19 protein-coding genes are annotated in these 20,109 nt (G+C 36.0%); 15 read left to right on the top strand and 4 right to left on the bottom strand.

What is annotated here, in order from left to right; translation table 11 throughout:
* The first annotated feature begins 147 nt into the window (after window positions 1-147).
* From ACJJVI_RS05465 to ACJJVI_RS05445, 5 genes are all read left to right on the top strand, one after another.
* Entirely contained in the window at window positions 148-5,574 is a 5,427-nt protein-coding gene (locus tag ACJJVI_RS05465) for a fibronectin type III domain-containing protein (RefSeq protein ID WP_405350886.1), read from the top strand.
* 157 nt (window positions 5,575-5,731) lie between these two features.
* Window positions 5,732-6,754 (top strand): recombinase RecA, encoded by a 1,023-nt coding sequence (recA, locus tag ACJJVI_RS05460; RefSeq protein WP_036583413.1) that lies wholly within the window; start codon window positions 5,732-5,734, stop codon window positions 6,752-6,754.
* Window positions 6,755-6,883: 129 nt separating this feature from the next.
* Window positions 6,884-7,303 (top strand): hypothetical protein, encoded by a 420-nt coding sequence (locus ACJJVI_RS05455; RefSeq protein WP_405350884.1) that lies wholly within the window; start codon window positions 6,884-6,886, stop codon window positions 7,301-7,303.
* A gap of 14 nt (window positions 7,304-7,317) precedes the next feature.
* A complete protein-coding gene (locus tag ACJJVI_RS05450; protein ID WP_042295084.1) occupies window positions 7,318-7,863 on the top strand; it encodes an RNA polymerase sigma factor in 546 nt (181 codons plus the stop codon).
* Between the two features lie 5 nt (window positions 7,864-7,868).
* A complete protein-coding gene (locus ACJJVI_RS05445; RefSeq protein ID WP_405350883.1) occupies window positions 7,869-9,488 on the top strand; it encodes an outer membrane beta-barrel protein in 1,620 nt (539 codons plus the stop codon).
* 127 nt (window positions 9,489-9,615) lie between these two features.
* Here ACJJVI_RS05445 and ACJJVI_RS05440 read toward each other — a convergent pair whose 3' ends face one another.
* On the bottom strand, window positions 9,616-10,302 hold the full coding sequence (locus ACJJVI_RS05440) for a 1-acyl-sn-glycerol-3-phosphate acyltransferase (RefSeq protein ID WP_042245031.1): 687 nt from the start codon (window positions 10,300-10,302) through the stop codon (window positions 9,616-9,618).
* Window positions 10,303-10,642: 340 nt separating this feature from the next.
* On the opposite strand from ACJJVI_RS05440, the gene trpS reads away from it, so the two are divergent.
* The 7 genes from trpS to ACJJVI_RS05405 all read left to right on the top strand — a co-directional run bounded on the left by trpS (window position 10,643) and on the right by ACJJVI_RS05405 (window position 15,193).
* Complete coding sequence (trpS, locus tag ACJJVI_RS05435; protein WP_042269158.1) at window positions 10,643-11,611, top strand: tryptophan--tRNA ligase; 969 nt, start codon at window positions 10,643-10,645, stop codon at window positions 11,609-11,611.
* Between the two features lie 282 nt (window positions 11,612-11,893).
* A complete protein-coding gene (locus ACJJVI_RS05430) occupies window positions 11,894-12,298 on the top strand; it encodes a hypothetical protein (RefSeq protein ID WP_348022097.1) in 405 nt (134 codons plus the stop codon).
* Between the two features lie 84 nt (window positions 12,299-12,382).
* Entirely contained in the window at window positions 12,383-12,796 is a 414-nt protein-coding gene (locus ACJJVI_RS05425) for a hypothetical protein (RefSeq protein WP_405350881.1), read from the top strand.
* Window positions 12,786-13,358 carry a hypothetical protein gene (locus ACJJVI_RS05420; RefSeq protein WP_042245022.1) on the top strand — a complete coding sequence of 191 codons (573 nt, stop codon included), beginning with the start codon at window positions 12,786-12,788 and terminating at the stop codon, window positions 13,356-13,358. Before ACJJVI_RS05425 ends, ACJJVI_RS05420 begins: the two co-directional genes overlap by 11 nt.
* Window positions 13,348-13,941, top strand: coding sequence for a hypothetical protein (locus tag ACJJVI_RS05415; RefSeq protein ID WP_405350880.1), 594 nt, complete (start codon window positions 13,348-13,350; stop codon window positions 13,939-13,941). The genes ACJJVI_RS05420 and ACJJVI_RS05415 overlap by 11 nt, the downstream gene beginning before the upstream one ends.
* 40 nt (window positions 13,942-13,981) lie before the next feature.
* Window positions 13,982-14,554: a hypothetical protein gene (locus ACJJVI_RS05410; protein WP_152557857.1), complete on the top strand. Its 573-nt coding sequence runs from the start codon at window positions 13,982-13,984 to the stop codon at window positions 14,552-14,554.
* A 30-nt stretch (window positions 14,555-14,584) separates the two neighbouring features.
* The gene (locus tag ACJJVI_RS05405; RefSeq protein ID WP_042245016.1) at window positions 14,585-15,193 is read left to right on the top strand and encodes a hypothetical protein; all 609 of its coding nucleotides are present in this window, start codon (window positions 14,585-14,587) and stop codon (window positions 15,191-15,193) included.
* A 2-nt stretch (window positions 15,194-15,195) separates the two neighbouring features.
* On the opposite strand, the gene dprA is transcribed toward ACJJVI_RS05405, so the two are convergent.
* Both dprA and ACJJVI_RS05395 read right to left on the bottom strand, forming a co-directional pair.
* The gene (gene dprA / locus ACJJVI_RS05400) at window positions 15,196-16,290 is read right to left on the bottom strand and encodes a DNA-processing protein DprA (protein ID WP_348022099.1); all 1,095 of its coding nucleotides are present in this window, start codon (window positions 16,288-16,290) and stop codon (window positions 15,196-15,198) included.
* 20 nt (window positions 16,291-16,310) lie between these two features.
* Window positions 16,311-16,952 (bottom strand): peptidoglycan DD-metalloendopeptidase family protein, encoded by a 642-nt coding sequence (locus ACJJVI_RS05395; RefSeq protein WP_405350878.1) that lies wholly within the window; start codon window positions 16,950-16,952, stop codon window positions 16,311-16,313.
* A 123-nt stretch (window positions 16,953-17,075) separates the two neighbouring features.
* Here ACJJVI_RS05395 and ACJJVI_RS05390 point away from each other — a divergent pair, with 123 nt between their 5' ends.
* From ACJJVI_RS05390 to ACJJVI_RS05380, 3 genes are all read left to right on the top strand, one after another.
* Complete coding sequence (locus ACJJVI_RS05390) at window positions 17,076-17,777, top strand: CoA transferase subunit A (RefSeq protein ID WP_405350877.1); 702 nt, start codon at window positions 17,076-17,078, stop codon at window positions 17,775-17,777.
* 48 nt (window positions 17,778-17,825) lie between these two features.
* Window positions 17,826-18,173 carry a four helix bundle protein gene (locus tag ACJJVI_RS05385; protein ID WP_405350875.1) on the top strand — a complete coding sequence of 116 codons (348 nt, stop codon included), beginning with the start codon at window positions 17,826-17,828 and terminating at the stop codon, window positions 18,171-18,173.
* 80 nt (window positions 18,174-18,253) lie between these two features.
* A complete protein-coding gene (locus ACJJVI_RS05380; protein ID WP_042294211.1) occupies window positions 18,254-18,907 on the top strand; it encodes a CoA transferase subunit B in 654 nt (217 codons plus the stop codon).
* Between the two features lie 67 nt (window positions 18,908-18,974).
* On the opposite strand, the gene ACJJVI_RS05375 is transcribed toward ACJJVI_RS05380, so the two are convergent.
* Window positions 18,975-20,018 carry a 2Fe-2S iron-sulfur cluster-binding protein gene (locus ACJJVI_RS05375; RefSeq protein WP_405350874.1) on the bottom strand — a complete coding sequence of 348 codons (1,044 nt, stop codon included), beginning with the start codon at window positions 20,016-20,018 and terminating at the stop codon, window positions 18,975-18,977.
* Between the last annotated feature and the right edge of the window lie 91 nt (window positions 20,019-20,109).

Raw genomic sequence — 20,109 nt, 5'->3', positions numbered from 1 at the left:
GAACTTAACACACTTTTGATTATGAGTCATTAAAAATCAGGTAGATAGACGGTAATTTAAGTGCTTTAACAAAAAATTAAGGCTTGTAGGTGTGGAACTACAAAAATGATATACCTTAATAGCTTGATAAATTATAAATCAATCAAAATGAAAATAAAATTACTATTACTTCTATTAATTTTTGCGACTGGTTTCTCTAGTGGTCAAGTTGTTGTTCAGGAAGACTTTAATGCAAGTACCTCATTACCCACTGGATGGACTTCAAATGGATCAGGTACCTCAACTCAATCTTGTGATGGAAATAGTTTTAGACGAAATGTTTATAACACTGGCGGTAATTCAACAATGACTTTAACCACCCCAAATCAGGTTGCAAGTTCAAATGGAAACGACATATCTGTAAGTGTCGACTATAAAGTAGTGGATTGGTCTCTCGCAACATCACCTACACCTGCAAATTTCGGAACTTTAGAATTACAATTTTCTATCGATGATGGATCAAACTGGACCACCTTTTCTACAATAGATTCTAGTAATCATATTGTATCAAATACATGTGCTCTCATTTCTGGAATTATTCCCGCTGCCAATGTGCCTATTGGGTCTGATGTAAAAATTAGAACCCTTAACACTTACAATTCAGGTGATTATTATATGTATAACGATAATTTTACTGCTGTGCAACTAGGAGCTTGTCTATCGCCTATGGCACTTGATGCTGCAAACATTACGTCTTCATCTGCTGACCTTTCTTGGACGAGTGGTGGTAGCGGTGAATCCTCTTGGGAAGTAGAATACGGCATAGATGGCTTTACTCAAGGTGCAGGAACTACTATTACTCCAGCAACTAACCCAGTAAGTACAACAGGATTAATGTCTAATACTGATTATGATTACTATGTAAGAGCAAATTGTGGAGCTGGTGATTATAGTGAATGGGCAGGCCCATTTAGTTTTACAACTCTTTGTGCTGCTGAAATCCCAGATTATTTAGAAGATTTTTCTTCTTACATTCCAGGTTGTTGGGTAGAAGCTGTTGACGGTGATCCTGTAAATGGTCCGAGTTCTTTAGGCTCTAGCAATTGGGCTGAAGAAGAATTTGCACATTTAGGATCAGGTCTTGGTGGAGTAGATATAAATATCTATCAAACTGGCGATATAGAGTGGTTATTATCACCACAGTTTGATTTAAGCGCTGGTGGATACGAAATTAATCTTGACGTGGCTTTCACTAACTATAATGCCACTACACAAGGCGCCTTCGATGCAGATGATGATGTGAGACTGCTTTATACTTTAGATGGAATCACTTGGAATACTATTGTACAATGGAATGCAGCCAATGGAAATACACCGGCTGCTGGTGGTGAAACTTTTAATGCTGACTTATCTGCGATCACAGGATCCAATGTTCAGTTTGCAATTTATTCTGATGAAGGAGCTACGGCAACTGGTGATAAAGACTTTCACATTGATAATTTTCAAGTAAGAACAATACCTTCTTGTCAAGAACCTACCAATTTAGCAGTAACAAACATTACGGCAACATCTGCCGACCTAGGATGGACTGTTAGTGGAAGCGCTGAAACGATATGGGATGTTGAGTATGGAGTTACAGGCTTCACACAAGGTGGAGTAGCAAGTACAATAGTAGATAACACCTCAAATAATCCATACAATGCAAGTGGTTTAACAGAAAGTACAGATTATGACTTTTATGTTAGAGCACACTGTGGAGTTGGTAATGAAAGTGCATGGGCAGGACCTTTTAGCTTTTCTACTCCAGCATCTTGTTTAATTCCTACCGTATTATCTGCTGCAAATATTACAGCAACTTCTGTAGACCTTTCTTGGACTAGCGGTGGTAGCGGTGAAGCATCATGGGAAGTTGAATTTGGTGTTGATGGCTTTACTCAAGGAGCTGGTAATATTATTACTCCAGCTACTAATCCTTATAATTTAAATGTATTGACAGCAAATACAGCTTATGACTATTATGTAAGAGCAAATTGTGGTGGTGGAGATTTTAGTGAATGGGTTGGCCCTTATAGTTTTACAACTCCTTGTGTAGCTTTTAATATTCCCTTTACTGAAAATTTTGATAGTTCAACTACTGGAAGTTCTTCAAATACAAATGCTCCTAATTGTTGGAGTTTTATAGACTCGGGATCTGGTTACGTTTATGTTTATGATAATTCTGCAACAAATGTTCAGTCTGGAGCTAAGTCTTATCGTTTTTATAATGGATTTGATTCTTCTGGAGACTATATGCTTGTTTCTCCTGAAATAGCTGAGTTAACAACTGACGGTGTACAAGTACAGTTCAGTGCTAAAGGAGCTAATGGACAAGAACTAGAACTAGGTACAATTACAGATCCTAATGATGCTTCAACCTTTACAGTTTTAGCTACGACTACTTTAACATCTTCATCTTTTGAAAATATAGAAATAAATATCCCAACTAGTACTGATTCTTATTTTGCAGTAAGACATGGACAGACTGGCACATTTGATTCTTATTATTTAGATGATTTCAGTTTTGTTGAGTTACCTAGTTGTGTAAAACCGACATCATTAAATGTAACTGGAATTACAGCAACTTCAGCAGATTTAACTTGGACCTCTGGAGGTAGTGGAGAGTCCTCTTGGGAAATTGAATACGGGATTGATGGATTTACTCAGGGAACCACAGATGGAACTATTGTTTCGGCTACTTCAAATCCTTATAGCCTTTCAAGCCTTTTAGAATCTGCAGACTATGATTACTACGTAAGAGCAAATTGTAGTGGTGGAGAATTTAGTGAATGGGTAGGACCTTTTAGCTTTACAACACCAGCATCTTGTCTAGTTCCTTCGATGTTAAGCGCTTCAAATATTACTTCATCTTCTGCCGACTTAAGTTGGACATCTGGAGGTAGCGGCGAGTCTTCTTGGGAAGTTGAATACGGAATCGATGGATTTACTCAGGGAACAGGAACGTTAGTTTCTCCTGCAACGAATCCTCAAAGTATATCTGGTTTAATCGCATCTGAAGATTACGATTATTACGTACGAGCAAACTGTGGTGGTGGTGATTTTAGTGAATGGGTTGGCCCATTTAGCCTTACGACTGCATGTGACTCTGTAAATTCTTATCCGTACAGTGCAGACATGTCCACTCATTTACCTAGCGATTGCTGGAGAGAAGCTGGTTCTGGAGAGATTGTAGATGGCCCATCCGGAACATCTTCTGACTGGAGAGGTTCGCGCAGTTATACTAACTTAAATGGAGATATAGTAGCTTCTAACCTTATTAATCTTTTTAGTGATGTCGATAGGGAATGGTTAATATCTGAAGAATTTGACATCAATATAAGTGGTCTAGAGTTAACAATTGAAGCGGCGTTAGCAGATTGGAAATCAACTGGCGATTATAATAGTAGTGATACAGGAGCTTTTGGGTCTGATGATCAGGTGGATCTATTAATAACCACAGATGGTGGTATCAACTGGACATCATTGTTAACTTGGAATGCAGCTAATGAACCAGCAGTTACAGGTACGACGTACATTATTGATTTATCTTCTTACTCAGGTGTTGTTCAATTTGCATTATTTGCTTCAGACGGAACAGTTGATGATACGGAGGATAGTGATTTTCTAGTTGGGAAGTTTGAAATTGCAGTACCATCTACAGACTACATTTGGAATGGAGCATCTTGGAACAATACTCCAGAAGGAAATATTACTACAAATGATAACATGATTGTTCAAGTGGGAACAACGCCGTCTTTAACAAGTGCAATAAGTGTCGGTAACCTGACTCTAGAAGCTGGAGCTGCTTTAGAAGCAGATAACGGTGACATTACAGTTACTGGTAACCTAGAAAACAATGGTTCTATTACAGGAGCTAGCCAAGTAACTTTAAGTAGCGCTACAGCAAGTGTTACAGGAGCAGGAAGTATGACTAAGCTAACCGTAGATGCAACAGGTGATGTTACCATGAACGGTATGCAGTCTATTTCTGAACAGTTAGACGTGGTTTCTGGAGGACAACTAGACGCAAATGGAAATATTACTTTAGTATCAAATGTAATGGGTACTGCTAGAGTTGATGCGGTAGATGCAGGAGCCATTACCGGTAATGTAAACGTTGAACGATATATTCCTGCTGGTAATAGGGCGTTCAGATTTATAGGATCTACAGTTTCAGGACCTAGTGTTTATGATAGCTGGCAAGAAGCTGGTGTTAATGCAACAGGTTATGGAGTACAGGTAACTGGTACAGCCGGAACTGCTGGAACTGTTAACGCAACAACCGGACATGATGAAACTACTACAGGAAATGCTAGTATGTTTAAATGGGATGCATCAAATCAATCATGGACTACCGTTACAAATACAAAAACTGAAATATTAAATGCAGGTGATTATTACCGTTTATTTGTAAGAGGTGATAGAATCACTGATCTTGCTGCAGCAACTTCGCCAGCGCATACAGAAACTACATTAAGAGCTTCAGGTTCATTAATGACAGGTTCAATGACTGTAACACCAGGTATTGCATCAGGTGAGTTCTTTGCTTTTGCAAATCCATATCAGTCTAAACTATCTACAGAAAATATTGTAGCTACAGGAGTAGGTGCAGATATGTATTATTGGGATCCAGCACTAGGAGAATTCGGTGGTTACTCTGCTATTCCTTATGCTAGTGCATCTGGTACGGTAGGATCTGCAGGAGTTGCGACTAATGTTTTAGACGCTGGACAAGCTGTGTTTTTTGTTGATAATGGTGGATCTGCATCTGTTGCAATTGCAGAGTCCAACAAAGTTGACGGTACTACAAATGGTGGCGTATTTAATGTTGCACCACTACAACAAGCGTTAAGGCTTAAAATTTATCAAACAAGCCGTTTTAATAATGGTCAAACTGAAAGTGATGGTCTTTATCTAGACTTTAATGCTGCTCATAATGTTAATGTAGATTCAAATGATGCAATTAAACTTAATGGACTCAATGTTAATATGGCGATTGGAAAATCAACAGGTGAGTTACTTACTGTAGAAAGAAGAACACTTCCTTCTGTAAATGAAAGCTTAGAATTAAATATCACTAACTATTTAACTACAGCATATACTATTAATGCAACTGTTGATGTATTACCAGGTCTTACAGCATATCTTAAAGATAATTTTACGGGTGCCATGACAGAGTTAGTTCAGGGAACGTCTACCGCTGTAGACTTTACAGTAGATATGAATAATGCTCAAAGCCTAGATGCACTGCGTTTTGAATTAGTTTTCCAAGTAGTAACGTTAAGTAATGAAGATGTTGCTTTTGGATCTAACCTATCCATTTATCCTAATCCTGTTAAAGGTGATACGGTTACCATTAACATTGGCAACGCATCGGTAGAAAAAGCACAATTGCAAGTATTTAATACACTAGGACAACAAGTGATGTCTAATGATTACAATAACCTATCCAACGGTGTTATTGAATTAAGCAACTTATCAGATCTTAGTAATGGTGTATATATAATCAATATTTCTAGTGGAGACGCAACGACAACACGTCGCTTCATAAAGGAATAATTGTTATTTACTTTATTTATAAAGGAGCTCTTTAAGAGCTCCTTTTTTATTTTTCACGCTTTCGCGAAAGCAGAATTTTCATAAAGTTAATAACCCAAATCAACTTTCATTGTTCTAATAAATAATGGGTTGTATTTTTACAGCAAATAGAATTAAAATGGCAGATAAGAAAGAAGATAAAGAGAAGGAAGCAAAATTAAAAGCATTAAAGCTAACACTAGATAAATTAGATAAAGCATACGGTAAAGGTGCCGTTATGAAAATGGGCGATAAGCAAGTTGTTGAGGTAGAAAGCATACCTACAGGATCACTTGCATTAAACGCTGCGCTAGGAGTAGGCGGTTACCCTAGAGGTAGAGTAGTAGAAATTTATGGACCAGAATCTTCTGGTAAAACAACACTTACATTACACGCTATTGCCGAGGCACAGAAAGCAGGTGGTATTGCAGCTTTTATTGATGCAGAGCACGCTTTTGATCGATTCTATGCAGAGAAGTTAGGAGTTGATATTGATAATCTGATTATTTCGCAACCAGACCATGGTGAGCAAGCATTAGAAATTGCTGAAAACCTTATAAGATCTGGAGCAATAGATATTATTGTAATTGATTCTGTTGCCGCTCTTACTCCAAAAAGTGAGATAGAAGGTGAAATGGGAGATAGTAAAATGGGACTTCATGCACGTTTAATGTCACAAGCATTACGTAAAATGACAGGTACTATTTCCAAAACTAACTGTACCGTAATGTTCATTAACCAATTAAGAGAAAAGATTGGTGTCATGTTCGGTAATCCAGAGACGACTACTGGTGGTAATGCATTGAAATTTTATGCTTCGGTTAGATTAGATATTAGAAGATCTACTCAAATTAAGGATACTTCAGGTAGCGTCTTAGGGAATAAAACACGAGTAAAAGTGGTAAAAAACAAAGTAGCACCACCATTCCGTACTGCAGAGTTTGATATCATGTATGGTGAAGGTGTTTCTATATTAGGTGAAATTATTGATCTAGGTGTTGAGTATGAAATTATCAATAAAGCAGGATCGTGGTTCTCTTATGAAGACACTAAGTTAGGACAAGGAAGAGATTCTGTTAAAAATATCCTTAAAGATAATCCAGATCTAGCCGATGAATTGCAGGCTAAAATAATGGAAGCTATAAGGCTGGTTAACAGTTAGATATTTATAACTATTATAATCTATCGCTTACTTTTGACCTGTAAAGGAAAAAGTAAGCGATTTTTTTATGAGCTTAACGCAACCTTTCAATAGTTAATGCATCTATGCAATAGAATAAAGAAGATGAACATGAAATATTTTTTTATAATAATCACTATTTTGAGTCTACTTACTTTAAGTAGCTGCGAGATCTCGGATGACGGTCTTAAGGTTTCTTATAGTTTAGTGGCAGTTGATAGTGTACAAATGCCATCCACATTTGATTTTGGGGAGACTTATTACATACCAGTTTTTTATACTAAACCAACTGATTGTCATGTGTTTGATGGTTTTAGTGTAACAGCAGATCTTAATGTGCGCAATATCTCAACCGTATTGGCTCAATTAGACTCTGGTAACTGTACTACCGGTGATTCTGTAATTGTCGAAGAGCAAACTTTAAGATTTACAGCCGCTAGTAATGGTAGCTATGTTTTTAGATTTTTCAATGGTCTAGGACCTAATAATGAAGAAACTTATTTAGAATATACAGTTTTTGTATTGGAATAATTTAACAGTATCATGTGGTTCTAAAAGAACTTATTAATGAATGCAAGAAGCATAATCGCAAGGCACAGAAAGAAATCTATGATAGATTTTCTGGAAACCTTTTTGCGAGCTGTTTGAAGTATGCACCTAGTTATGAAGAAGCACAAGATGTATTACAGGATACTTTTATTGTCGTTTTTAATAAGATAGATCAATTTAAAGATGATGGATCGTTTGAAGGATGGTGTAGAAGGATTGCTGTAAATACCGCATTACAACGGTATCGTAAAAAAAAAGTTTTTAATCTAGTTAATGAAGATCAGATTAAAGATGTGCAAGATGAGGTTGAAGAAATAGAAGATATAGACCTTAATAGTCTATTGAATATGGTACAACAATTACCAGATAGATATAGAATGGTTTTTTCAATGTACGTTCTTGATGGTTATTCTCATAAAGAAATAGCTAGCATGATGGAAATAACAGAAGGAACATCAAAGTCTAACCTCGCGAGAGCTAGACAACATTTAAAAGAAATGATTAATAAATGGCGTATTAATAACAATTGCAACGCCAGTTGAATAGAATGAGTGATAAAAAGAACATAGATCGTTTATTTCAAGAACGCTTCAAAGATTTTGAAGCAGCGCCGCCTATGGCTGCTTGGGATAATATTGAGAAACAACTCGATGGTAAAAAACCAGTCGCGGTATTTCCTCTATGGATTAAATGGATAGGGATTGCTGCCGGAATAGCTCTATTAACTACACTAGCATATACTGGTTATTCCAGCTTCAAAAACAATACAGAGGTAGACCAGCAAATTGTTACAGAAATTAATGACGTAAATAGCAACTCTTCAGATGAAGAGACGCTAGATGGTGCGGTTAACAAGGACAATTTATTTCATAAAAACAACGCTGATGATAATCTTGTTTTAGATAATTCAAGTTCAAACACAGTATCAAATACTGATTTAGTAACTAGTGATGATAAATTACTTAATGAAGCTGATAAAACTAATGTTGCTCATTCGGGCACAACTGCTTCAAATAGTGATAAAGCAAGCATAGGTAAAGATGCATCTCAAAAATCTATTATTAATAATAGCAGTTCAGTTAATCAAAAGACATCATATACAACCACATCTGATAATCAACCATCTAGTGATAACATAAACCGTGTTAAGAATAAAGCAATTAAAAATGCTGATGAAACTAGATTTGCAATCAATCAATCTACTAAACGACCTTATATAGCAATCAATGCTACTAATTCAAATGAACACAGTCAGAATTCTGCAAGTAACACTGCACAATCTGAGAATAAAGATGGTCAGGTTAAGACAGCGTTACCATCAAATACAGATATAGCAGCGACTACCATACCTCAAGACTCTACCTTAACAGGTAAATCTTTAGAAGATGCTGTCGCCCAGCAAGAAGAAGATGAAAATGAGAAAGACGCAGACGCAATTCCATTTAAGAAGTGGAATGCTTCTAGTGTTATCGCACCTATTTACTCTAGTACGATGGGTGGATCATCCATTGATCAAGAATTTGCAGATAATAATAAAGCAGCAGGATTAAACCTTAGTTATGGTGTGAGTGTAGGCTACAATCTATCATCACGTTTATCTGTGCGCACAGGTGTGCATAAAGTTAATTTAAGCTATACGACTAACGATATTGTCTATGGTGTTACTGTGCAACCAGGTGATGTGCAATTACTATCTGTAAACTCTTATGATAGAAATGCAGTATCTAATCCAGGTGCTGTCTCAACAGCAGATTTAGGTAGTTCTTTTTCTCAAGAATTTTTATCAGACAATACCTTCACAGGTTTTCAAGGAGAAATATCTCAACGATTAGGCTATCTAGAAGTACCACTAGAATTAAAGTATAAGTTGTTAGACCGCAAGTTGAGCGTTAACGTCATGGGTGGATTAAGTGCTTTATTCCTTACAGATAATAGTATCGCCGTTACTAATAATACTTCAAAATTAGAATTAGGTGAAGATGATAATTTTAACTCCTTTAATCACAGTGCAAACTTTGGGTTAGGTATAGATTACCTATTTACAGATCAGCTAGGTATCACTGTTGAGCCTATGTTTAAATATCAGCTCAATGCATTAAAAGAAAACACAGCAGATTTTAAACCATTTAATGTAGGTATCTATAGTGGTATCACTTACAGATTTTAAATCATAGACCGGTCATTGCAGGTCGCAAATAGTTAAGTTGAAAAAGAAGAATATTGAGGTTGGTTAAGTTAAACTCAATTATTTTGCAATGATGATGAGAACCGTTCCAGTGCCATGGAGCGGTTTTCTATTTAAGATCGTTTTCGAGAGATGATAAGATGATTGTTCTCACACTTTCGCGAAAGCGTATTTTATCTTCCTTTAAGTTCATACCAGCAGTATCAATAGCTTTATGAGTAAGAGCACGCATTTTTCCCGGTCCGCCATAGAAGAAATGGAAAGGAAAGCGCTGCTTATTATCAAATAAAGTAACTGGTAATACAGGAATCTCATGCTCGATAGCAAGTCTGAAAGCGCCATCTTTAAAAGAGTCTAATGTTACATTCATATCATCAGGTACGCCACCTTCTGGAAAAATACAAATACCGACACCAGTAGAAAGTCTAGCGCGTGCTCTATCAAAAACGGCTTTACGACTTCTGGGATTATTGCGATCTACAAGTATACAGGTGCGCTTATAAAAGAAACCGAAAATAGGAATCTTGGCCAGTTCAGCTTTACCTACAAAAACAAATGGGTTTTTAGAAACCAGTAACATGATCATAATATCTGTCATGCTGGTGTGATTTGCTACCAGCATATAACTCTGTCCTTTTTGCATAGGCTCTTCACGTTTAATAATGGGCCAGAAACCCATACCGTAAATAATTATAGCTGCCCAAAATCGAGCGATAGCAAAAAAGATATGATACGTTTTTTCTGAAATAGTGAAGACAACCAGTATAGGAAATAGTATAATGATAGGAACTCCCATCAGTATATAGAACCATACACGGTATAAAGGCATCAATATGTAGCGCAACCATTTCAAGCCACCAAAAATAGAAGAAATTATGAGGTAACAATCGATTCCTACCGTTTAATCTAGAGTGTTATAAAAAGCTTATCGAATTAGATATAATATCTCTTAATAGGTTCCATTTATGGTGTCTAAAACATAAAACAGTCTATTAGGCTTATCCGGATGTGGTCTTGAACTTTAAATCATTTCTATTATTAATGCTTGAAAAGACTTTATTTAAACAATAGTTTGTACTTAATACTTTGCGCATAATAGTGAGAGTAATTTACCTTTGCAACTCAATACAATGACCATGTCTAGAATACTTACCGGTGTACAATCTACAGGAACTCCACATTTAGGAAATTTATTAGGAGCCATTTTACCAGCTATAGAAATGTCTGCACAAAAAGAAAATGATGCTTTTCTTTTTATAGCAGACTTGCATTCACTTACTCAAATTAAAGACGGCGAGACTTTAAGAGAAAACACTTATTCTACAGCTGCAGCATGGTTAGCTTGTGGTCTAGACATAAATGAGACTACTTTTTATAGACAAAGTGATGTACCGCAGGTAACTGAGTTGAACTGGTATTTAAACTGTTTCTTTCCTTATCAGCGATTAACTCTAGCGCATAGTTTTAAGGATAAAGCAGACCGCTTACAGGATGTAAACGCTGGATTATTTACCTATCCTATGCTTATGGCGGCAGACATTTTATTATATGATGCACAGGTAGTACCTGTAGGGAAAGACCAACTGCAACATATTGAGATTACTAGAGAAGTAGCAGGTAAATTCAATAACGCAATGGGAGAAACTCTCATAGAACCTGAAGGTAAAATTCAAGAAAGCACGATGCTCGTACCTGGTACAGATGGTGATAAAATGAGTAAGTCCAAAGGGAATTATATCAATATATTCCTAGCAGATAAGAAGCTGCGCAAACAAGTCATGTCTATAGAAACAGACAGTACGCCACTTGAAGAACCTAAGGATACTGAGACTTGTAATGTATTTGCACTGTATAAAATAATCGCTACAGAAGATAAAGTTGCAGCAATGAGAGCAAACTATGCGGCAGGAAATTATGGTTATGGTCATGCAAAGCAAGCTCTATTTGAGGCTATTTTAGAAAAATTTGGACCTATTAGAGAACGCTACAATCACTTTATGGAGAATAAGCAAGAGATTGATGCTGCTTTAGAAGCTGGTGCTGCAAAAGCTACCTTAATCGCAAATGCTACATTGAAACGTGTTAGGGAGAAGTTGGGATATTAATAAACAAACCAACTGATTAAATACTGTCATTATAGGCAAAGTGAGGCAATTTACTTTTCAGGAATTTCTCTTTATAAAGCGATAACATTTGGCGATATTGTTCTTGTAATTCGACTAATTTTAAACAGGTAAGGAGCACTCGTCATATGGCATAAAAGTTAAATAATGTTAACTAGTTTTTTTTCTTACATAATTTGAACTAGATTTAAGTTCCCCATGATTAATATATAGTAGAACAGTTAAATGGTATCAAATCCTTGATTACTATTAAATTTATTATGTATGTTCAGGAAGAATTCTTCAATTTTTACCATTATTGGTTTACTCTTGTTTACTTTAATTGCGGTCACTTCATGTGAGAAGGATGATGTCATTACTCAAGAAGAGAAAGACTTTATGTTTCCTAAATTGAGTGGAAGCGTGATCACCGTTGACCAATTATTAAAAAACCCAGATTTAAAAGATAAAGTTCTTGCTCTATCTAAAGGTTCCATAAATAAATCAGGTGTCACTGGTATACAAATTGATACCAGTCGTATAGAAGTTATGGAATCTAGTGATTTCACTACTTATACATTTCAAATTGTACAGGACAGTATTGAAAAGCAATCCATTTTAAAAAATTACATGCTAACTATAGTAAATGATACATTGCAGGTGCAACACCTAGTATCCTATCCAGTATAGGTGATAGAGATTATGACATGGATAACATAACTATACAACGAGTATATGGAGACAGTTTAATCTCTCAATTTCAAATGAAATGTGGTGGACAGCCTACATATCAATTATGAAGATTGTTTTGTAACGTACTGTAGTGGCACAGGAAGGCATACAGACCCTAATGATCCTAATTGTACGGCTAGTGATAAAGGTGGAATGAGATGCGTTACTCGATGGATTACCATCACGCATACAGATGATCCATGTGACACCGGTGGCGGTGGTGGTTCTGGAAATAGTAATCCACCTTCAGGAGGAGATAATGGTGTAACTAGCGGTAGTCCACCAGATGATGAGGAGCCGGATAAATCTATTATAGGAATAGGTCCTAATGATGGTCTAGATTCAATTAATAATCTAGAAACTGATCCTTTATGTGAAGATGTTGGAAAACGATTCAATGAAGAAGAATTTAAAAATAGGATTGAACAATTGGACGACAAATTAGATGAAACTTAAGGAGTATGGCTTTGTAGAATCTGGTCCTGATAATTTTGTTGCTGTAGAATCATCATTAGATAGAACCGCAATAACCAATGTTCCTATAGATAGTACAACTATAGGAATGATGCATACACATTATGATAATTATCCTAATGGAGATTTTAGTGTAAATGGTACTCCTATGATGACAGCCACTATAAAAGTACCATCACCAGGTGACGTAGGTGTCTTTTTAAAGTTATTACGTAATGCAGCTGCAAATAATATTCCATTAGAAAAAGTATATGTAACCATGATATCCTCCAAAGGCAATTATACGCTCAAGTATGAAGGTAGCGCATTAGACATTCCATCTGGTGGTTCTGTAAATATGTTAAGTCCTGAAGACTTTGAAAAGAAATATGCCAAGTATGTTAAAGACTTTGGTAAACAGAGAGGACTTTTAAAATTTATAAAAGATGAAATGGCTGTAACAAATGTTGCACTTTACAATACAAGGTATAACGGTAAAGTAAAAAGATATTTTTTATATGGAAATAAAGATAAAATTGATGATGAAACATGCTATGAAAATTAAAACACGATATTACCTAACTTTTCTCATAATTCTTACTGTTCAACTTTCCAGTTGTCAGGTAATTATGGACTTAGAAACATATGCTGTTTACGCAGATGATCAAGAAATTAGTATCCCAGATGATGTGACCTATATTAAAGATGTCAATAATTCTCTAGCACCATACCTAGGCACTTTTATAGGAACGTACAATGGGAATACAATAACCTTTACCATAACTAAACTAACAGAAACAGATTGGATTACCCGTGATATATTAAATATTAAATATAAAATTGAAGATGCAAATGGTAACATATTAGTACAAACCTTTAATTTCCCTGATAATTCACATGATATATCTGGAATATATCTCGATTCCCAAGGTCAATATATAGCATATTACCATGGTTTTGATGCCACAGGTTTTGATGAATGTGGACAGAGTGGTACTTTTAGTTTATATATTAATCCTTTATCATCTAATCAAATGAAAGTATATCTAGCTAATTCTACAGATATCTTATTACAAGATGATTGCCCTAATGGTGAGACTCCACATGTTTTTCCTGCAAACGTTATGTTTACTTTGACTAGGATTTAACGATATGAACCTAACTATAAAAATTAGTCAATTAATAATTATGTTATTATTTGTTTGTTCTTATGGACAACAAGCAATAAGTCTAGAGCAAAGAGCTTATTATTTTGATAATGACCTTGATTTACCTAGCGATGTTACCGAGATTAATGATGTAGATCATGTACTTGATGATTTTTTAGGAACCTGGATAGGTACTTATAATGGGAATACTATTCAAATAGTAGTGGAGTACGAAAGGCATACCAATCAATATAGTAATATAACTCATGATGTAATCAATTTCACGTATGTGATTAAAGATTCAAACGGTAATGAGTTAGTCAGTTCTTCAGATCCTGAATTAGGTCGGGCTTATGGTTTAAGCTACCAGATGGATGGAAGTTATAGACTTGAACTGCCAGATCCATGCAGTCAAGATAGAAGTATTGTTATACTTCCTTTTCATGACCCTAATAGTATTACTAATTCTAATATGGTAAAGACTAAAATGGAATTTGCAATTTTATCTACTAATTTCTCTGGAATGACTTCAAATGAAAGCCCTAACCTCAATTGTACTTCTGTAGCAAGTTATCTTCCTTATTTTAAGATCTTAATTTTTGATAAGCAATAATGTAAATAGAGCAGATTTACTTAAAGAATAATGGAACGTACAAAGGGAATTAAAACACGATATTACCTAACTTTTCTTATGATTATTACTGTTCAACTTTCCAGTTGTCAGGTAATTATGGACTTAGAGACATTTGCTATTTACGCAGATGATCAAGAAATTAGTATCCCAGATGATGTGACCTATATTAAAGATGTCAATAATTCTTTAGCACCATACATAGGTACTTTTATAGGAGTACACAATGGGAATACAATAACCTTTACAATTACAAAAATTACCGGACCTTTTGCTGATATTGTTGCAGATCAACTAAACATCAAATATAAAATTGAAGATGTAAATGGTAACGTATTAGTACAAACTTTTAATTTCCCTGATAATTCACATGATATTTCTGGAATATATCTCGATTCCCAAGGTCAATATATAGCATATTACCATGGTTTTGATGCCACAGGTTTTGATGAATGTGGACAGAGTGGTACTTTTAGTTTATATATTAATCCTTTATCATCTAATCAATTAGATCTCTATCTAGCAAATTCTATGGAAATTCTATTACAGGATGATTGTCCTAATGGTGCTACTCCTCATGTTTTCCCAGTAAATGTGGTGTTTTCTTTGACTAGGATTTAAATCTACGCCAGCATAAACATCTTCCCAGGCAGTGGTTTTATCACACCTTTTAATTCCATACTCATCAGTAATGATGCTACTTGATGAACAGGCTTATTGATGTTTATTGCTATGATGTCTAGGAGTTCTTTTTCGTTTTCTTTTAAGTAACGGTAAATCAATTTTTCGTCCTCATTGAGTTCTACAAAAAGCTGTTTTTGCACACCAGTATTGCGCTCTTTCCAGCCTAGAATGTATGGGATATCAGCCGCTTTGGTGAGTAAATGAGCTTTGGACTGTTTGATGAGCTCATTACAACCTATAGAATACTTATCCTTTACACGACCTGGCACAGCAAATACTTCACGGTTATAACCAGCAGCGAGATCTGCGGTAACCAGTGAGCCACCTTTTGCAGCACTTTCTATAACAACCGTTGCCTCACTCAATCCAGCGATAATGCGATTACGACCCAGAAAATTTTTTCTGTCAAAGGTTGCCGTGTGCCAAAAGTCCGTTACAAAACCACCGTTTGCCATCATTTGCTCATTGTAAGCTTCGTGATTTCTCGGGTAAGTTTGATTCAGTCCATGGGCGACTACAGCCACAGTCTGTAAACCATATTTAATAGCCAGTTGATGTGCAAGAATATCAACACCATACGCATAACCGCTTATGATTAGTGGTTTTAGTGGAGCAATTTCTTCTATAAATTTTTCTAGAAAAGCAGCACCAGTTGTGGTGATCTGACGTGTTCCTACTATACTCAAGGTATAGGGATTGTTCCAGTCTATGTTTCCTTTTTCAAAAAAAATAATCGGTCCATCCACACAGTATTGTAGGCGTTCAGGATAATTGTCTTCATAGTATATTCTGGTGGTGATCCCTTCTTTATGGACGTATTCCAGTTCTTTATCGGCCTTGGTAAATAAATCTGTAGCCTTTATAAACTGTGCTTTTTTATCGCCTATTCCTTCAATTGCGGCTATTTCTCGCATCGATTGTTCAAAAACCACCGTCGCACTACCAAAGGTTCTGATCAACTTTTTGGCCATGATATCACCTATAAGAGGTGCTTTTTTAAGCGCGAGAATAGAACGTAATTCTTGGTGATCCATTCTATAAATATATAAAACCGTTAGTTAAAAATAAACGGATTAGGATCTAGAATCATATTTTTATAACTCGCTAACTCTTCTTGTGCAGCAACACCAGGAAAATCGCCACGATAATCTCTCATATCTGTCATTACCTGAAAGTGTAGATGTGGTGAATAACCACCATTTTCTTGTGGAGTTCCCAGAGTTGCTATTTTCTCGCTTTCGCGAAAGCGGACTCCAACTTCCCAATCTGCCATATCACTAATGGATAAGTGTCCATATAGGCTGTAGATTTTCTGGCCATTCCAGTCATGTTCTAAAATTATGGTAGGACCGTAATTGCCAGCATCATCATTATGTGCAAAAGAGTGAACCACACCATCCATTACGGCATGAACACTAGTGCCAGCTGGAGCCCATAAATCGATTCCCATATGTACATCACGAGTAATTCCAGATTGAAAACGAACATTTTTGCGATATAAGGCACGTTGTTCTAGATAACCACCGTGGGCAACATAAGATTGATGCTTGTCTCTTTTTTCTGCTAGATATTTTTCAAATACTGCGATATCACTCACATCATTTTTATCCCAAAATGAATTCTCAACAGATAAATTAATGGGGAAATAACCTTTGCTACCTACCGATGGATCAATAAGATGTCTTTTAATAATCATGCTGCACAGAATTTTTACTGCAATTTATGGAAATGATCAGAAAACACGACTGCTTATTTTGGGTAGGGTTTGCTATTGATAACAATGAATTATTACTGTATTTTTAAGGCAAATAAAAGTTACATGATTAATAGAACGGTAAGTAGTGTAGAAGAAGCACTGGAAGGCGTTAAGAGTGGTATGACCTTTATGGTGGGCGGTTTTGGCCTATCTGGAATCCCGGAAAACAGTATTGCACAACTGGTAAAAACAGGTATTACTGATTTAACGTGTATATCTAATAATGCTGGAGTAGATGATTTTGGATTAGGTTTACTATTACAAGGGAAACAAATCAAAAAAATGATATCCTCTTATGTAGGAGAGAATGACGAGTTTGAAAGGCAAATGCTGAGTGGTGAACTTGAAGTAGATTTAATACCACAAGGAACATTGGCAGAACGATGTAGAGCAGCACAAGCTGGAATTCCTGCGTTCTTTACTCCAGCTGGTTATGGTACTGAAGTAGCCGAAGGAAAAGAAGTAAGAGATTTTAGTGGGAAACCACATATTCTAGAACATGCATTTCAAGCAGATTTTGCTTTTGTAAAAGCATGGAAAGGTGATGAGGCTGGTAATCTTATTTTTAAAGGAACCGCTCGCAATTTTAATCCGGTTATGGCTGGTGCGGCAACAATCACGGTTGCTGAGGTTGAAGAACTAGTTCCTGCAGGAACTCTAGATCCTAACCAAATCCACATTCCTGGAATCTTTGTAAAACGTATTTTCCAAGGAGCTAAGTACGAAAAGAGAATTGAGCAGAGAACTGTTAGACAGCGTGATTAATTTTTAATGTGCTGATGTGACAATGTGCTGATGAGTAATAATAATGGTATGCAGAAAAATGTAATTTTAGAAAAATCGACAGAGTTTGCATTAGAAATTATTTCATTCACGGCAAATTTGAAAAAAGAAAAGCATTTTGAAATATCTAGTCAGTTATTTAGAAGTGGCACAAGCATAGGAGCAAACATTAACGAATCACAAAATGCTGAAAGTAGAAAGGACTTTGTTCATAAATTAAAAATCGCAGCAAAAGAAGCTTCTGAAACCAGATATTGGCTATATCTGTGCACGAAATCAGACAGTTTAATATCGCCTAAACCCGATTTGCTGGGACAGTTAGAAACAATTGAAAAACTATTATCTAGAATTATAGCCACTACTAAAAGTAGGATGTAACTCAGATAATTAATAATACCATTTTTGTGTTTATATAAAATTAACACATCATCATATTAACAAATTAGCACATTTACATTATGTTGACTAAAGAACAAATTGCACAAAGAATCGCAAAAGAAGTAAAAGACGGATATTACGTAAACCTAGGAATAGGGATCCCAACTCTAGTCGCAAACTATGTGCCGCAAGGAATAGACGTAGAATTTCAATCAGAGAATGGAGTATTAGGAATGGGACCTTTCCCTTTTGATGGAGAAGAAGATGCCGATGTAATTAATGCAGGTAAACAAACCATTACCACATTACCAGGAGCGAGCTTTTTTGATAGTTCTATGAGTTTTGGGATGATTCGTGGGCAGCATGTAGATTTAACTATTCTAGGAGCCATGGAAGTTGCCGAAAATGGTGATATAGCCAACTGGAAAATACCAGGTAAAATGGTAAAAGGAATGGGCGGTGCCATGGACTTAGTAGCAAGCGCTGAAAACATCATCGTTGCCATGATGCATACCAATCGTGCTGGAGCTTCTAAATTATTAAAGAGATGTTCGCTTCCACTTACAGGAGTCAATTGTATTACTAAAGTAGTCACTAACATGGCTGTGATGGATGTGACTGATAAAGGATTTGTGCTTCTAGAACGAGCACCTGGTGTAAGTGTTGAAGATATAAAAGCTGCTACTGAAGGAAACTTAATTGTGGAAGGAGAAGTTCCTGAGATGGTGATATAATTGATTATTTCAAAAAATAAAAAAAGGGCAAACGTGAGTTTGCCCTTTTTTATATTCTATTTTAAATCTACACCTCATCAAAATTAACTTTCACCTTAGCACTAGTCGGGTAAGCTTGACATGCTAGAGAAAGTCCTTCTGCAATCTCACTGTCTGTAAGGATGGCATTTTTGGCCATTTGAGCGCTGCCTTCTTCTATTTGACAAATACAAGAACTACAAATTCCGCCCTGACAGCTGTATGGCGCATCGATATCATTTTTAAGCATGACATCTAGCATGTTGTCACTGCGCTTCATTGTGAACGTATGCTCTTCATCATCTAGGATTACGGTAACCTCAGTTAAATGTGAGTCTTCTGTGATTTCTATTTTATTCTCTTTAGTAGAAAAAAGCTCAAAGTGTATGTTTTCTTTAGCTATAATCTCTTTTTCTACAAGATTATCGGTCGTCATGGTGATCATGTCTTCTGGGCCACATAAATAAGCGTTTGCAAAAGCATAATCTGTACAATCCTGCTTCAAGAAAAAGTTTAAATTTCCTTTTGTGACGCGACCAAAAAGTTCGCCATCACGTTCTTCTCTAGAGAAACTATAACGTACGATAAAACGATCGCCATATTGATCTTGAAGATCATTAATTTGTTCAAAATAAATAGTTTGAGAAATACTTTGATTCCCATAAATAAGAGCAAACTTACTATCCGGTTCTGTTTCTAGTACCGTTTTTATAATAGAGATAATAGGTGTGATACCACTACCAGCAGCGACACCTAGGTAGGTTTGTGCATTTGTAGATTTTTCGTGAACAAAAAGCCCTTCTGGTGCAGCTACATCTAGTTGATCTCCAGCACGCAATGTCATGGCATAGCTAGAGAAGACTCCTTTTTCTACGGCTTTAACAACGACACTCCAGTGATTCTCGTGTGGTGCACTAGAAAGTGAATAAGCACGTCGTACTTCTTTACCATCTATAGTTGCTTTTAAGGTTAAATACTGACCAGATTGATAATTAAAATCTGAAACCAGTTCTTGTGGTATGTCAAATCTAATTTCTACGGCCTGTGGTGTGACCTTAGTAACTTGTTGTATAGTGAGTTTATGAAATTCCATGGGGCTACTTTTAACGGCTGCAAAAATAAGAAAGGAAAATTGACCTGTAACATTTTTACAACTTTTGTAACTAATACTTCAAATTCACTAA

This window comes from Nonlabens sp. Asnod3-H03 (genome assembly GCF_045063665.1).
Classification (GTDB): Bacteria; Bacteroidota; Bacteroidia; order Flavobacteriales; family Flavobacteriaceae; genus Nonlabens; species Nonlabens ulvanivorans.
The sequence above is the reverse complement of the archived record's forward strand: the minus strand, read 5'-3'. Positions and strand labels throughout refer to the sequence as shown.